At 62.9% G+C, this 15,870-nt stretch carries 11 protein-coding genes and 1 pseudogene; 7 read left to right on the top strand and 5 right to left on the bottom strand.

What is annotated here, in order from left to right; all coding sequences use genetic code 11:
* Window positions 1-67 precede the first annotated feature (67 nt).
* The 6 genes and pseudogenes from SCD90_RS12775 (at window position 68) to SCD90_RS12750 (ending at window position 7,788) form a co-directional block, all read left to right on the top strand.
* Window positions 68-2,245, top strand: a complete 2,178-nt coding sequence (locus tag SCD90_RS12775) for a TonB-dependent receptor (protein ID WP_319845073.1) — start codon at window positions 68-70, stop codon at window positions 2,243-2,245.
* Entirely contained in the window at window positions 2,245-2,616 is a 372-nt protein-coding gene (locus tag SCD90_RS12770) for a hypothetical protein (protein WP_319845072.1), read from the top strand. Before SCD90_RS12775 ends, SCD90_RS12770 begins: the two co-directional genes overlap by 1 nt.
* The gene (locus SCD90_RS12765; RefSeq protein WP_319845071.1) at window positions 2,613-3,851 is read left to right on the top strand and encodes an MFS transporter; all 1,239 of its coding nucleotides are present in this window, start codon (window positions 2,613-2,615) and stop codon (window positions 3,849-3,851) included. Before SCD90_RS12770 ends, SCD90_RS12765 begins: the two co-directional genes overlap by 4 nt.
* A gap of 2,225 nt (window positions 3,852-6,076) precedes the next feature.
* Window positions 6,077-6,526 carry a LexA family protein gene (locus SCD90_RS12760; RefSeq protein WP_319845070.1) on the top strand — a complete coding sequence of 150 codons (450 nt, stop codon included), beginning with the start codon at window positions 6,077-6,079 and terminating at the stop codon, window positions 6,524-6,526.
* Between the two features lie 2 nt (window positions 6,527-6,528).
* Window positions 6,529-6,969, top strand: a pseudogene (locus tag SCD90_RS12755) (Y-family DNA polymerase); the annotation flags it as partial.
* 57 nt (window positions 6,970-7,026) lie between these two features.
* Window positions 7,027-7,788, top strand: a complete 762-nt coding sequence (locus SCD90_RS12750; protein ID WP_319845187.1) for a DinB/UmuC family translesion DNA polymerase — start codon at window positions 7,027-7,029, stop codon at window positions 7,786-7,788.
* Between the two features lie 164 nt (window positions 7,789-7,952).
* Here SCD90_RS12750 and SCD90_RS12745 read toward each other — a convergent pair whose 3' ends face one another.
* The 4 genes from SCD90_RS12745 to SCD90_RS16660 form a co-directional block, all read right to left on the bottom strand.
* Window positions 7,953-9,017, bottom strand: a complete 1,065-nt coding sequence (locus SCD90_RS12745; RefSeq protein ID WP_319845069.1) for a siderophore-interacting protein — start codon at window positions 9,015-9,017, stop codon at window positions 7,953-7,955.
* A gap of 3 nt (window positions 9,018-9,020) precedes the next feature.
* Entirely contained in the window at window positions 9,021-10,109 is a 1,089-nt protein-coding gene (locus SCD90_RS12740; protein ID WP_319845068.1) for a TroA family protein, read from the bottom strand.
* A gap of 13 nt (window positions 10,110-10,122) precedes the next feature.
* On the bottom strand, window positions 10,123-12,303 hold the full coding sequence (locus tag SCD90_RS12735) for a TonB-dependent siderophore receptor (RefSeq protein WP_319845067.1): 2,181 nt from the start codon (window positions 12,301-12,303) through the stop codon (window positions 10,123-10,125).
* Window positions 12,304-12,535: 232 nt separating this feature from the next.
* Window positions 12,536-12,778, bottom strand: coding sequence for a helix-turn-helix transcriptional regulator (locus SCD90_RS16660; RefSeq protein WP_425265691.1), 243 nt, complete (start codon window positions 12,776-12,778; stop codon window positions 12,536-12,538).
* Between the two features lie 333 nt (window positions 12,779-13,111).
* Between SCD90_RS16660 and SCD90_RS12725 the strand changes: the two genes are divergently transcribed.
* A complete protein-coding gene (locus tag SCD90_RS12725; RefSeq protein WP_319845065.1) occupies window positions 13,112-13,396 on the top strand; it encodes a hypothetical protein in 285 nt (94 codons plus the stop codon).
* 253 nt (window positions 13,397-13,649) lie between these two features.
* On the opposite strand, the gene paoC is transcribed toward SCD90_RS12725, so the two are convergent.
* Window positions 13,650-15,869 (bottom strand): aldehyde oxidoreductase molybdenum-binding subunit PaoC, encoded by a 2,220-nt coding sequence (gene paoC / locus SCD90_RS12720; RefSeq protein WP_319845064.1) that lies wholly within the window; start codon window positions 15,867-15,869, stop codon window positions 13,650-13,652.
* Window position 15,870 lies beyond the last annotated feature (1 nt).

Genomic DNA, 15,870 nt, shown 5'->3' with positions numbered 1-15,870 from the left:
GAGAACAACTATGCGTATGCCAGCCTGGTCTGTAATTGGAATAACTCTAATCTTCCCCAGCGCAGTATTGGCGCAGGGGGAAGATGTCGCCGTCGAGCTGGAGGAGATCATCGTAACCGGGGCTCGGGCGGATCGCCCCGTATCGAGTACGCCGAGTTCCGTGAAGATCGTCGAGCGACAGGAGATCGAGGCCCAGACGCGCACCACATCGAACCCGGCTGAAGTGCTGTCGCGCCTTGTCCCCGGCTTTTCGATGTCGAACCAGACCATCTCCGGAGCTTCGGAGACCTACCGGGGCCGTGATCTGCTCGTGATGCTGGACGGCGTGCCCCTCAACACGCCGCTCCGCGACGTGTCGCGCATCCTCGCATTGATCGACCTGAACACGGTGGAACGCATCGAGTTCGTCTCGGGCGCGTCCAGCCTGTACGGCTCCGGGGCGACCGGCGGCACGGTCAATTTCATCACGAAACGGGGGAGCGAAGGCCGCCCGCAGGTTCGGATAAACACCGCCCTCAGGACGTTCACGGCGGACCCTGCCGAAGGCCTGCGTCCCGAAGCATCCGTGTCCGTCTCCGGGCGCAAGGACCAGACGGACTATGTGTTCGTCGGCTCCGGCCGTCTTGCGGACCGGACGTTCGACGGTGCCGGGCGCGAGCTGCCGTCCGACGGCATGCTGGGACAGGGAGGTGCCGATCGTTTCGAGAACGCCAACATGTTCGGGAAGGTCGGCCACGATTTCGATGCCGGGAAGCGGTTCGAGGTTTCCGCGAACTGGATCTACCTCGATCAGGAGCCCGACTGGCTGACGAGCTACACCCAGCCCTTTGCCCGCCCCGACTTCACGCGTCCCTATACCGGGAAGAGCGTGCTGGAGGATTCGAAGCAGTTCGCCGCCCGCTACACGGACGAGGGTTTCGCCCTTGGCGACCTCAAGGTCGTCGCCTTCTACAACGACGTGCAGAAGCGCTTCAATTACTCGGAGTTCGACCCGTTCTATAACAGTCTCGTCTACTATTCCGGCAACCCGCTCGCCCCGACGAGCCCGTTTAACCAGTCGGAGCTTTCGAACAAGCGCGGGGGCGTCAATCTCACCGTCGACAGTTCGCTCGACCGCGTATTCGATGGCCTGCGCCTGACCTGGGGCGCGGATGTCATCCGCGAAACCACCGCTCAGGTGACCACCGGGGGCGACGACACCTTCAATCCCATGGAACAGATGACCTATGCGGCCTTTGCCCAGCTTGAAGCGCCGCTGACGGACCGGTTCACCGTGCGCGGCGGCATGCGCTACGAGTATTTCGATCTGACGGTCGAGGACTCGGTTCGGCCGGCGGCCTATGCGGAGCTCAGCGGCTTCGACATCGTGCTGCCCGAACTGTTCGTCGGAGGCGGTGAATTCGACTACAGCGCGCCGACCTTCAACATCGGCGGCACGTTCGACCTTGTCGAGAACACCCAGTTGTTCGGCGGCTTCAGCCAGGGCTACGCCTTGCCGGATATCGGGTCGTTCACCCGGCGCGCCGGCGCCATGGGTTTCGCCGATGTGCTCAGATATGGCTGCATCGCTGGCATCAGCCCCGGAGGGCTGAACTGCACGCCGACCAGCAGCGCCACCAGCTTCGCCGCCATCGCTCCCGAAGCACAGATCGTCAACAGCTACGAACTGGGTGTGCGCGGCTCGCATGGACGGCTTCGCGGCAGCCTTGTCGGCTTTGTCAGCACCTCCGAGGAAGGCGTCACGTTCGACCCGGCTACAAACTCCATCTCGCAGCAGAAGGAAGAGATCTGGGGTGCCGAACTCACGGTGGAGATGGATGTGACCGACAAGCTCAGGCTCGGCACGTTCCTCGCCTACCGGGAGGGCCGCTACGACAGCAACAAGGACGGAGAGATCGACACCTGGCTGCCGAACAACCGCATCGCGACGCCGTTCCGGGCACTGGTCTATGGCGACTACCGCTTCGACAACGACGTCACCCTTCGTCTCGAGGGCGAGGGCTGGTCCGGCCGCGAGCGGCAGGTGCGCACCAGCACCTATCCGCTGGAGGGCGCTTTCCTCGTCAACGCGGCACTGTCCGCGCCCGTTGCGGGGGGCACCTTCAGTGCGGGTGTGCAGAACCTGTTCGACATCGACTACATGAATCCCACGGCAAGCTCGGTGCGCGAAAATCCCGCCCTCGGCACGCTGGAAGTTCATGGCTTCGGCCGCACCGTCTCTGTCGGCTACGCGAAGACTTTCTGATGGTGGAGATCGACGAGCAGGGTGCCCTTGTCACCCTGCGCTTCCAACAGCCCTATGGTGACGAGGATGCGGCGAGGTATCTCGCCGCCCTCCGGCAGGTGGAAACCAAGTCCGCACCCTTCGTGATGCTGACGGTTCTCGGCACCGGGGGTGCGTTCTCCCCCGCCGACGAGCGGGAGCAGGCGCTCTGGTTCAAGCGATCCCGCGACGGCATGAACAGGCATTGCCGAGCCATGGCGATTGTACGCCCGCATGTGAGCGAGCATATGCGCCACGTCTTCAGCAAGCTGTGGACATTCCCCGTCCTGCTCACGACAGACGAAGAGGAAGCCGCCCGGTTCCTCGATCAGCACGCGCAGGCACTGGCATGAGCGAGATCGCGGATGACCGGCCGGCCGCGGCCTCGCGCTGGCGTCTCTTCATCGTGCTGGCGGGTCTCTATCTCGCGCAGTCCATTCCCTCCTATCTGTTCGCGGCCGCATTGCCCCCGATCCTCCGGGAGGCCGGCGTATCCCGATCCTCCATCGGTCTGATCGCCATCCTTTTCCTGCCGCTCGTCCTGAAGTTCCTCTGGGCACCCTACGTGGACCGCCTGCGGCCTTTCGCGCGGCAACACAGGGCTGGGTGGATCTTCATCACGCAGGGCCTGACCGTCTTTTGCCTCGGAGGGCTGGCTTTCGTCGAGCCGCTGAACCTCTGGGCCGTGCTGATCATCGGGTTTGCGGTTTCGGTCCTCGTGTCGACGCAGGACATCGCGACTGATGGCTATGCCGCGAAACACCTGCCGCCAAAGGATCGTGCGATCGGAAACGCGATTCAGGGCGGTTCGATCGCACTTGGCGTGGTGATCGGCGGCACGCTGAGCCTGGTGCTCTACGAGCATGTGGGCTGGACACCCACGGTCCTCACCATTGCCGTGCTCTCGCTGATCCCGCTGGCTGCGGCCTTCGCCATGCGCGAGGCCGACCTTGCCTCCGCGCAGCCGCAATCCCCCACCCGGCCAAGCTTCAAGGCCTTCTGGATCCGCCCCGAAGCGCGGCAAATACTTGCGGTGGCCCTGATCTACCGGGCGTCGGAAGGCCTCGTGAAGGCCATGGAGGGCTCCTACCTCGTCGACCGGGGCGTACCGCTCGACTGGATCGGCTACATCTCGGGCGGTGGTGCGGTCACTGCCGGGCTTGCCGGTTCGGTCGTCGCGGCCGTCCTCGTCCGCAGGATAGGCACGGGCGGTGTGCTGATCCTGCTCGGCATCCTGCGCACGGCGTGCTTCGCCCTCTTTGCGCTGCATGCATTGGAGTGGATCACCGGATATGTGCCGCTGTTCGGAGCCGCAGCCTCCCAGACGCTGATCCGCTACATGGAGATCGTCGCGCTCTACAGCCTCTTCATGAGCGTCTCGTCGTCGGACCAGCCCGGCACCGACTTCACCATTCTAGCCTGTGCACAACTCGGGGTGTACCTGATTGGGTCTCTGGTGGCGGGGAAGCTCGCCGATGCGCTGGGCTATGGAGCCTTGTTCGGCATCGCGGCCGCTCTCTCGGCGGTGGCTGTTGTGCTAACCGCGGGGCTGTTGTCGAAACATCGGACGACCGCGACCGCAAGCTAGATCGGTACAGTCCCTCCAATCTGATGCCGCGCGTCGCCCGCTGCGGGACGCATGTAAAATCCTTCTCAAGGGGCTCCGCGAGAGCCCCTTCGACAGCCATGAGGACAGGCACCCTAGAAGGTGGACGGAAGCGGGAACGTGCGTCGAAGGCCGGGCCATCCGACGGCCACTGATTCGAATGGGGATGAGAGTGTCGCAAGGGGCGAAGGACGCGATTCGCTGCTGCAGCCGTGGTGAACCCGCTTTTTCGAGCCAAAGCCCGTTGGAGTTCGTTGCTCCTGCGTAGCTCCGACCCCGGAGCGAGCAACAAGCATCGCGCTAAGTTATTGAAATGAGTGGTAGCGGGAGAGGGACTCGAACCCCCGACACGCGGATTATGATACCTCTATTCAGCGTGCGAAATCAACGACGTAGGCCTTCCGCCTCCTTCTAGAACGTGTCCCGAGAACAACAAGTTAGCGTGCATTTGTCTAGAATGTGAGCCGGCCGGTCATGAGCTAATTCAGCGCGCGAAGAAGTTTGCGGAGGAGCGCAAGCCCGTCCGCAAGCAGGGGAATATTCGATCTCATCCGTCGAAGTGGTGAAGACCAGCAGGCCGTGTCCATTGACCTGCATTAGCTCCGTTATCCTGCCCTCTCTGGCAACACGGTCGAACCTCTCGGTTCTCGCCCTGTCCGGCTTACCTTCAACCGGACCATGACCTGCGGTTGTCGCTGCCTCATGCGCGAGGCTTTCAACAGAGCCGCAATCCTTGTGGAGTCTTTCTTCCGGCCGGGCGCCGGAACGGCTTCTACAGCGTAGCTTCGCTGCCTTTCCGTGTTCGTCTCTAGCTGGACTCATCGCGCCGGTCTTCGTCCCGGTGTCACGGTCTAATAACAGGGCCAGTATGGGCGGAGTCGGACAACACTCCGACGCCTCGAGGCCATCATAGCGGCGCGCTCGTCGGGATGACTTAGAATGATCGAAGGCTGATCGAAGGTCTGCTAAACGCAGCTTGAAGATGCCGCTCGGCCTGTGGCTTCGAGCACCTGCCTGCCTGTCATCATCTGTCGACGAACCGTGGCCGGAGGAACTGCAACGCTGCCAATGGCACGCGCTCTCCTTGAATGATCAAGGCGGCAGAGGTGCAGTTAGAGCTTCGCTGAAGGGTGCGGTTCAGGTTGCATCTGTCAACATACGGGTACGTTTCATGTTGCATCTGTCAACATTGGCCCGATTTCCGGTGCTCAGATACCGCTAAACAGCCTATCTAGGTTGACGATCAGGCTTTGCAGTGACCGGAAATCGGTCACGAACCAGCCGAAACTTAACCGTAAGTTTCCCAAAAGTTGACAGAAATGCCCGAAAACGGCGTTTTTGCCCAATCTGTCAACATAGAGCGCTCAAACCGAACTGCTGACACCGACACGCACCAGCGATCTATAAGCGGATAGACGCACACATCAGCACAGACGCACCGACAGCGCGCAGAACAGTCACCGACGTGATACGAGAGCGGTCAAACCGAATGCGTCTCAGCGATCACCCCTGAAGCATATCTAACTGGAGCCTCAAGAGAGGAAAGCCTCGTCCAGCTAGATGATCAAATAGCTATCCTCGGGTACGAGTTATGGACACATTCGTGCCGGCCGAGGGACGAGTGACGAACCTAGGGCTAGCCGGCGTCGATCCAGAAAGGCGCGACTGAGGATGCTTGGGAACGCGTGTAGACACGCGATGCCTAATCAATCGGTGAAAGGTGGAGGACGGGGAGACGCGCGCCGCAGACTGCTATGCGATCCGGCTGTAAATGCCCAATCCTCCGACGAGGACAGGCGCGGCTCATCTGGGAGCCGCCTAACAGGAGGAACGTGTCGGCCGGTCCGGAGCGATCATGTTCAAGAGAACGTAGCCGGCTCACCGTTCCGGAAGCGCATCCCGAGCCTTCGTCTCACTAATATATATACTACTAGATACACCTCATAAGATTAGTGAGACGTAGGCTTTTTGTGAGCGGGATGACGCTCCCGGACCAGACACTGGCAGCCGGAACAAAGCAGCGAGTTCGCTCGACCACCCTCGGCGCTAGCCAACGCAGCCCGCTTGTGCATTTCTGTTACAACAATCAGAGGTGCAGTATGGACCGGGCAAACAGCGGAGCGAGCAAGAGAGGCGTAGGGCGTCCCCGTGGTCCCGGCACGCAAGTCGTACGCTTGCCTCTGCCGGTGGCGAACCTCGCCCGTCGATTGGCCAACCAAACGCTGCGTGCTGGTGACATCAACGAGTTTCTGGACGTTGAGGCGCGGACGCACATTACAGTGCCCTTAGTCGGTGCCAATGTCGCCTGCGGCTTCCCCTCCCCGGCTGATGACTATCTGGATCGGCCGCTCGACTTCAACGAGCTGCTGATCGAGAATCAGGCTGCCACCTTTGCCGTTCGGGTGTCCGGCGAGAGCATGACGGGCGCCGGCATCTTCCCCGGTGATATCGCTGTGGTCGACCGCGCCAGAACACCGGCCAACAACTGCATCGTGCTGGCACTGGTGGAAGGCGAGTTCACGCTGAAGCGCTACTGCGTGCGCAGCGGCAGGATTATACTGCAGGCCGAGAACAAGGCTTTCCAGGACCTCCTGATCGAGGAGCACACCTCGTTCGAGGTCTGGGGCGTGGTCACCCGATCCATCCGCATGTTCTGAACATGGCGACGCCGATCGCCCTGGTCGATTGCAACAACTTCTACGCCTCCTGCGAACGCGTCTTCCAGCCGAACCTGGGTGGCAAGCCGGTGGTAGTGCTGTCGAACAATGATGGCTGCGTAATCGCGCGCTCGAACGAGGCCAAGGCTCTCGGCATCGTCATGGGCGATCCCTGGCACCTCTGCAAAGACCGCTTCAAGCGGGATGGGGTGATCGTCCGATCGAGCAATTACACTCTCTAGGGCGACATGAGCGCGAGAGTGATGCAGATCCTAGCCAATGCCGCGCCAGCCATCGAGATCTACTCCATCGATGAGGCCTTCCTCGACCTCAGCGGCTTCGGCGATCGGCTGTTGGATCATGCAGGCGCCGCGCGAGCGACGGTGCTGCAGTGGACCGGTATTCCGGTTTCGATCGGGATCGCGCCCACGAAGACCCTGGCGAAGGTCGCCAACCGCACGGCCAAGAAGCATCCCGACAGCAAGGGCGTGTGGTCGCTGATGGAAGGGGACGCGCAGACCGCCGCGCTCGAGAAGCTGGAGCTGACCGATCTGTGGGGCGTCGCGAGGTGTTTGGGGGAGCGACTGTGCGCGCTGGGGATACGGACGCAGTTGCAGCTGAGGGACGCAGATCCTGCCTATGTACGCTCGCACTTCAGCGTCGTGTTGGAGCGCATGGTGCTCGAACTCCGGGGCATCCCCTGCATCGATCTCGAGCACACATCACCCGATCGCAAGAGCATCGTGGCCTCGCAGTCATTCGGGCGCCCGGTCGAAACAGAACACGAAATGCGCGAGGCCGTGTCCAGCTACACCGCACGTGCAGCGGAGAAGATGCGCCGGCAGGGTTTGGCGGCTGCGAGCCTCGTGGTGTTCGTGCAGACCAACAAGCACAAGCCCATGGAGCCGCAGTACTTTGCAAGCCGGGCTGTCCAGGTGCCGGTCGCCACCGCCGACACCAGCAAGCTGATCGGCGCCGCCATGCATGCTCTCTCCTGCATCTGGAAGCCTGGCTACCGCTACAAGAAGGCTGGCGTGATCTTCCCGGAGCTTGGACCGGCCGGCAGCGTGCAGGGCGATCTATGGGAGACACCGGACACGCGGGAGCGCCAACGGCTGATGAAGACGCTCGACGGTCTAAACAGGCTGTATGGTCGTGATGCGGTATCGTTCGGAACGGTGCGCCGCAAAGCCTGGAAGCTCCGCAACGAGCAGCTGTCGCCGCGCTTCACAACCTGCTGGCAGGAGCTGCTCCGGGTATGAATAAGGCTGATCAGCTCAGCTGGCCTTCGTTTGATCGGACAGCAGCAAGCATGTCGCTAGATTAATGCCGTGCGCCTCATCGGAGGACCTCGTAGAGACCAGCAAGCCTGCCATGCAGTCTGGATCGCAGCGCGAGTCCGCGCTCGTTCCCCGGTCTCCTAGGGTCAAGCGGCTTCAGCACCTTTTCTCCAGTAGGAGACAATGAGCTGCTGGGCCGGTGGAATTTTGCAGCCCCTGCGGAAGAAGCGTCGAAGATCCCGGAACGTCTCGAACTCCGCGCCGGCCCAGACAAAGGTGCCTGCCTGGTCAGGCAGATCCAGCTCTTGCACCGCGCTTGCGAGGCTTGCGCCAGCATCGCGGTGTATCCAGCGAACCTCCAACCCTGCCTTAGATGAAAGCGGCACCTCGTCAGCAGGGGAATCGACCTCGATGAGCGCGAGCCCTCGCTGAGATCCGGAAAGCGTGTCCATGATCCTGCCGATCGCAGGTATCGCTGTTTCATCGCCGAGCAGCAAGTAGTAGCTAGCTGCCGGAACTGAACGCCCGCCCGGACCGATCATCCCCACGCGATCGCCGGAACTGGCCGATGCCCCGAACTTGGAGCCGGGCCCGGGATCATCGTGCAGGACAAAGTCCACGTCGATCTCGCCAGTTGCCACATCGATGCGGCGGATCGTGTATTTGCGCACAGCCGGCTTGTTCGGCCCCTCGGGCCAGCGAACAAGCCCGCTTGGCATCAGTTCAGGCCACAGGGGAGCCGATGAAATTGGCGGGAACAACAGCTTCACGTGCAGGTCCGCATTGGAACTGTAGCGCGCAAGATCCTGTCCCGTGAGGGTTACGCGACGCATCCGCGGTGCAACCATGCGCGCGCGCTTCACCGTCATGAGCCTGAAGAAAGACGGGTGAACGGCGTCGATCCCGTGCCCGCTCCAGATGAGTTCCTCCGCAGGACGTTTGCTGAACTCGATGAAGTGCGAAGCCGCGACTTCGCGGAGCGCGAGGAGATCGCCCGATGTCGCCGCCATCACCTTAAGCGCAAAGCGACCGCCATCCTCCCAGAGGCGGATGCTGCCCTTGTCGAAGACCGCTTCCCCCCGGCCCGCCTGAACGCGGACTTGGGCGCGGTGCTCTTCCAGATGCTCGCAGATCTGGCCGATGACATTAGCAGGCAGGCTGCAGACGAGCTGCGCCTCCGCCGTGAACGGGTAGTTGCTCACAAAACTCATCGCCTACAGGGCTATCGTGAAACGACCGGGAAGGGGCACCGCCAGGAAGCGGGCGTTGATCTCGGCCAAGGTGGCCTCGGGATCGAGGTCGGCGAACAGGTCGGGGTGGATCCACCGGGCCAGCGCCTCAAGAGCCACGATGTTGATCGGCGTCGCGTGAAAGAGGTGCCAGAAGCCGAAGACCCGGCCGTTTTGTATGGCTTGGATCTCCGCCACTCCGGACGCAGCCACCGCCTGCTTGAGCGTGGCCCGGGCTTCCTCGTCCCCGACGCCCGGTCCTGCCACGAGCCCTGCCTTACCGCGAAGGTGCGGCCCGCCTGTGGCCACGAACAGGTCTATGGGGTGCGACAGCACGTATTCCTTGCTGGCTTGCACCCAGGGCAGATCCCGCAACAGACCGGCTCCGATATTGGTCCCACCCGCGAACTCCACGAACCGCCCCAGCCCAGCCGATCCTGTCACCCAGCAACAGGTCCAGCCGGTCGCGCCGGCCATGGACTGCAGCATGACCGAAGGACGGTGGCCGACGGTTTTCAGCCGCTCGGAGATGCGGCGCAGGCGGCCCTCGTGGAAGCTCGCGAAATCCTCTGCCTTGCGAACGGCATCGCCGCCCAGGACCGCACCGATGCGCCGCATGCTGTCGGCCGTGTTCTTCAGCGGATCACGGAAAAAGTCGACAAACACCACCTTCATCCCCGCGCCTTGCAAGCGATCGATCAGCGCGGTGGACTGCGGGCCCGGGCCATAGCAGCCACCGACGATGGCGAGCTCCGCTCCGCTGGCGATCGCAAGCTCTGCCGAGAAGGTGTCTGCACTCGCGCGACCGACCCGCGGCACGTCTCGCAAAGCGGGAAAGCGCTCGGCGTAGATGTCCAAAATCTGAGGGCTGTGCAGGGCAAGATCGCCTTGCCAGCCGGCCAGGAGGCTCACCGGATCGGGATGGACCAGCGCCAGAGCGAGGAGCAGGTGCCCATCGCCTAGCAGCAGGCGCGGGGTCTCGGCCGCACCCGCACTTGCCGTGAAAGCCGAAGCTGCGGCACCACCGAGAAGCGCAAGCGCATCCCGGCGTGAAAGGCCCTTGCGTCCCGTCATGGTGCTCACAGCCTCACCACCGGTAGCTCACGGTCCCAAGCACCGTGCGGCCATTGCCGTAATAGCAGGTGTTCACGTCACCGCAGGTCGCCACGTAATCCTTGTCGAACAGGTTGCTGGCGTTCACCGAAACGGTTGCGCCCTTGAGCCTGTTGTCCAGATTGGCGAGATCGTATCGGGCCACGGCATCGACCAGCGTGTAGGACGGAATGTCGATATTGTTCAGCGTATTGCCGGTGTGATCGCCAAAATAGCGCACGCCGCCGCCGAGCATCAGGCCTGAGAGCGGTCCGCCATCCCAGGTGTAGCTGGCGAACAGCGCAGCCTGATGCTCCGGCGTCACCGGAAGATCGTTGCCCGAAATGTCGATCCCGCTTTGCACACCTCGGACGATTTCCGCGTCGAGGTAGCTGTAGGACGCCAGCAGGTCCCAGCCACGCGCAAGGGACATTTTGCCTTCGAACTCAAAGCCGTTGATCTCGACCTCACCGATCTGGCTGGTGGTCACACCTGTGCCGACGACGAGATTGTCCTGTTTCAGGTTGAAGACGGAGGCGGTGAACAGGCTATTCGTGCCCAGCGGTACGTATTTTACGCCGGCTTCGACCTGCTCACCCTTGGTGGGTTCGAATGGCTCGCCGTTGATGACGACAGGGCCGCTTACACCGCCGGAAAAGCCGATGTTCACCGTCGGCTGGAACGAGGTCGAGTAACTGACATAGGGCGAGAAGCCGTGGTCGAGTTCCACGACGAGGCCGGCGCGACCGGTAAACTCGCGGTCGTCCTGCTCGACCGGCGCCGCGCCCGTGAGGACGTTGGTGAAGCGGTTATCCACCCAGTCATGCCGACCGCTCAGCATCAGGATGAAGCGGTCGAAGCGAATCTGGTCCTGGAGGTAGATGCCGGTCTGCAGGATGTCCTGGCTGACATCGCCGGTCACGCCGATCACGCCAAGTGAGCCGCCGTAAACCGGATCAAAAATGTCGATAGGAGTGGCAGTGGCGGCACCGAGCGGATGGGTTGTAGTCGAGAAACGCGATTGCAGGTCACGCACGTCAATGCCGGCCAAGAACTGGTGTTCTACGGGTCCCGTCCTGGTTTCCCAGAGAAGCTGGTTATCCACGGTGAAAGCATCAATCTTGTCGTCAAAGATGACCGTACGACGGGTAACATTGCGGCACCCCGCGACCGTCGGCTCGACGGGGTTGCAGCTTGCTCCAAACCCAAAGCCGCGCACCACCGGCAGGTTCACGTCCACCTCCGTGTAGCGCAGGTTCTGGCGGAACGTCAGGCTCTCGGAAAACCGGTGCTCGAACTCGTAGCCAAGGCCGAACTCCTCGCGCTTGAAGTCGTCGAAGCCGGGTTCGCCGAGAAAGCGGTTGCGCGGAATCTGGCCGTTGGGGTTCGGCGTCAGCGTGCCCTGGGAGGGCAGGAACTGCAGCGACTTCGCATCGTCCTTGATGTAGTGCGACAGGAACGTCAGGGACGTGTCGTCCGTCGGCTTCCAGGTGAAGCTCGGCGCGATGAACGCACGGTCATCGTTGACGAAATCCACTTCGGTGTCGGACAGCCGCCCAAGACCAACGATGCGGTACAGAAGCGACTTGTCGTCGTTCATGGCCCCTGTGAAGTCGAACGCGCCTTGGAAGCGGTCATAGCTGCCAACCTGAAAACGCACCTCGCGCTGCGTCTCCTCCAGCGGGCGTTTGCTGACGAAGTTGACGAGGCCGCCGGGCGGGGATTGACCGTAGAGGATCGAGGCGGGGCCCTTCAGCACTTCCACGCGCTCGACGCCGAACGGCTCGTAGCGCGGCGTCGCGTAGGTGCTGTTCGGCAGCAGCAGGCCGTCGAGGTAGCTCGGCACGTCGATGCCCCGCACCTTGATCCAGTCATAGCGAGGATCCGCGCCGAAGCGCTCCACCTGAACGCCGGCCGTATAGCGCAGCGCCTCACTGGGATTTTGCGCGCCCAGGGTCTCGATCTGGTCCTGCGACACAACCGAGATGGATTGCGGCGTCTCGGTGATCGGGGTGTCGGTCTTCGTGCCGGTTGCACTGCGGGTCGCGACAAAGCCGTCTACAGGTCCGTTCGCGCGTTCGACGGCGATCCCGGAGGCCGAAGTCGAAGACGGCTCGCCCTCCCCTTGGACAACGATGGTCTCGAGCTCGATCTCGGCCGTTCCCTGCTGAGCCATCGCCGCAGTCGAACATGCCAAAAGCGACACCCCGGCGAAGAGGCCATGCCTGAGCACCAGAAAAAAGCCTGAGCAATCCATCATCGTCCTGCACCGGCGCCTTTCCAGGCGCCTCCCACCCCGAACCAGGGTTTGCCGTAGACCTTGAGGACGGATGACAGCAACGCGCTGCGCGTTCGCGATCTTGCCTTTGTTTTTCGCAGAAGATTAGAGGATTTGCGATCTGCCCTGACTAGCCTTGAACGGTTCTAGACGTTCGCGGGACCAGCGAACTGGGAGGCACCCCGAACCTTCTCCCGAACAATGTGGCGAAATGAGCCTGCGTGTATCCAACTGCGTTGGCTACCTGGCCGACATTCTGATGACCGCCAGCAAGCATCCGGTAAGCCGTCTGCAGGCGATGCTCCTGCAGGAAGGCATATGGGGTGGTTCCGTAAAGAACGCGGAAGCTGCGGTTGAGCTTCCCCGGGTTCATTCCGATGCGCGCAGCCAGGGCGGCAACATCTGGTGGCGCGTCGATCGCGTTGATCATGAGATCGCGCGCATGGCGGATCCGCTCTGCATCGGCCGGGGGCAGCCGCCTGCTGCTGGCGCGGCTTCGGGCGGAGTCGAACCCGTCGAGCACCAGCGAGCTGAGCTCAAGCGACTTTCCGAGCCGGTAAAGATCGTGATCAGGTCCCTCGGGGCAGGCAAGTATCTGGGCCGCCACGGCTTCGCTCGCCGGATCGGCCGGGCGAACCGCGATGACTAGGCGCGGCGTGTCCAGCGTGGCGTTCGAGGCTCGCAGGATATCTCGCGGATCCGCCCCGTGCTCGTCGGCGATGAGGGCGCGATCAATCTGAATCAGAACATATCGGAACGGCTGGCCCTCACGAAAGACCTGATCGCGCGCCACCTCACCTTCGCTGACAACCGCCACAACAGCAGGCGCGCAAACATCGATAGGAGCGTGTCGCTCGACTGTGAGGCTCATCTCGCCATTGAGCACCACCAGCAGACGCACACCATCGCGGATGGGCGATGTGACCTGGGCTGGCTCGCTGTAGAGCGTGTCGCCGGCAGCGATGAGAATGCCGCCACCAAGATGCGTTGAGATGGTGTGCGGTCCGCTACTCAACGGCAATCCTCTGATGTCTCTCGTTCAATCAAGAGGCAGAGCCTCTCGCTGCGCTACTTGTTTGGCGTCCCTCACCTAGGGATCTGACCTGCTGCAGGACATGGTGACCACAGGATCCCTGCACCTGGCGCCAGCGATGTTGAAAGCACTTCAAAAGACCTAGGCACGACTTGGTCCCCGGAACTCCGGCACCGCCGTTCCGACAGCACCGGCGTGGGCAGGCTGTTAGCTACGCTACTGCGGGCAGCTTGCCGATGAGCTTGTCGAGCGTGATCGGGTACTCGCGCACCCGAACTCCCGTCGCGTTGTAGATCGCGTTCGCCAACGCACCACCGACGCCGCACAGGCCGAGTTCGCCGACACCCTTCGCCTTCATCGGCGAGGACATTGCGTCTGCCTCCTCGAGGAACACCACCTCTTGGTGCGGAATGTCGGCGTGGACCGGCACCTCGTAGCCGGCAAGGTCATGGTTGACGAAGAAGCCGATGCGCTTATCGACCGCCAGTTCCTCCATTAGCGCCCCGCCGACGCCCATGGTCATCGCGCCGATCACCTGGCTGCGTGCCGAGATCGGGTTTAGAATGCGCCCGGCTGCACACACCGCCAGCATTCGCCGCACCCGCGTCTCACCCGTATAGGCATCAACCGCGACTTCGACGAAGTGGCCGGCGAAGGTCGACTGCTGGTGCGTCTTGCCGAGATCGCCATATTCGATGTGGTCCTCGGCGACGAGTTCGCCCGATTGCGCGGCGTCCTTCAGCGCAACACTGCGGCCGCCCGACGAAACCTGCCCGCCGGTAAAATCGACATCGCCGGAGTTGAAGCCCAGCCGCTGGGCCACCGCTTCACGCAGCTTCACGCAAGCGGCGTAGACACCGGCCGTGGAGTTGTTGGCGCCCCACTGCCCGCCGGACCCTGCCGCAGCGGGGAAGTCGCTGTCGCCCAGCTTGACCACGATGTCATCTATGCCGAGGCCCATCATTTCCGCCGCCGTCTGGGCGATGATGGTGTAGCTGCCGGTGCCGATGTCGGTCATATCCGTCTCGACCGTCACCCGGCCGTCGGCGCCGAGGCGGACGCGCGCGGCTGACTTCATCAGGAGGTTGTTGCGGAAGCCCGCCGCCACGCCCATGCCGACCAACCAACGCCCGTCGCGCACCTGCCCGGGCTTGGCCGAACGTCGGTCCCAGCCAAACTTCGCGGCGCCTTCCTGGAGACAACGCACCAGTTGGCGCTGGGAGTACGGACGATCAGGGTTCTCCGGATCGACCTGGGTGTCATTGATGATGCGGAATTCGATGGGATCGATGCCGAGCTTTTCCGCCATCTCGTCCATGGCGACCTCGAGTACCATGAGGCCCGGCGCCTCGCCCGGGGCACGCATGGCATTGCCCTCGGGGAGATCCAGCTCCGCGAGCTTCATCGCGGTAAGCCGGTTCGCCCCAGCGTAGAGCAGCTTCGTTTGTGAGACCGCCGTCTCCGGCTGCCCCTCAGGAAGATCGCCTGACGTGCTCTCATGCGCGATGGCCGTCAGCTTGCCGTCCGGCGTGGCACCCAGCCGCACGCGCTGAATGGTGGCAGGGCGATGAGTGGTGTTGTTGGCAATGAGCGGACGCTGCAGCGCCAGTTTGACCGGGCGCTTGGCCGCGCGCGCCGCCAGCGCCGCGACTACGGCATCGGCGCGGATGAACAGCTTGCCGCCGAAGCCGCCGCCGATATAGGGCGAGTCGAGCCGGACATTCTCTTCCTTGATCCCGAGCGACTTGGCGATGTCGCTCTTGCCCCAGGCGATCATCTGGTTCGATGTCCACAGGGTCAGCTTGTCGCCCTCCCAGGCCGCAATGGTGGCGTGCGGCTCCATCGCGGCGTGGCTCTCGTCGGGCGTGGTGTAAGTCTCGTCCATCTTCACCGGCGCCGACGCAAAACCGCCCTCGAAGTCGCCGTCCTCGTCGATCGGCGGCGCGCCGCTGCCCTCGCCGCTGTCGGCACCGACCGGCTTGGCGTTGATCGCCTCCTTCTGGAGATCGAAGCGGCCCGGCGATCGCTTGTACTCGACGCGCACGAGCGATGCGGCGTCGCGCGCCTGCTCGAAGGTCTCAGCCACTACGACCGCGATGGCTTGATGATAGTGCTGCACCTCCGGCCCGCCGAACAGGAAGGCGGTGTTCTTGCTGCCGCGCTCGACCCGCGGCATATCCAGCGCGGTCACGATGGTGATGACGCCGGGCGCGCGCTTGGCCTCGTCGGTAATGATTGCGGTGAGGCGGCCCTTCGCGATGGGCGAGCCGATGATCCAGCCATAGGCCTGGTTCGCCACCACGTCGTGGCGCTCATAAGCATAGGGCGCCGTGCCGGTGGTCTTGAAGCGGCCATCAATGCGCGGCGTCGGCTTGCCGACGACCTTCATCTGGTCGATCGGGTTCGTAGTGGCGGGGGTGTCGAACTTCATG

The organism is Terrihabitans rhizophilus (assembly GCF_033898525.1).
Lineage (GTDB): Bacteria > Pseudomonadota > Alphaproteobacteria > Rhizobiales > Methylopilaceae > Flaviflagellibacter > Flaviflagellibacter rhizophilus.
This window is presented reverse-complemented; position numbering and strand designations above follow the sequence as displayed.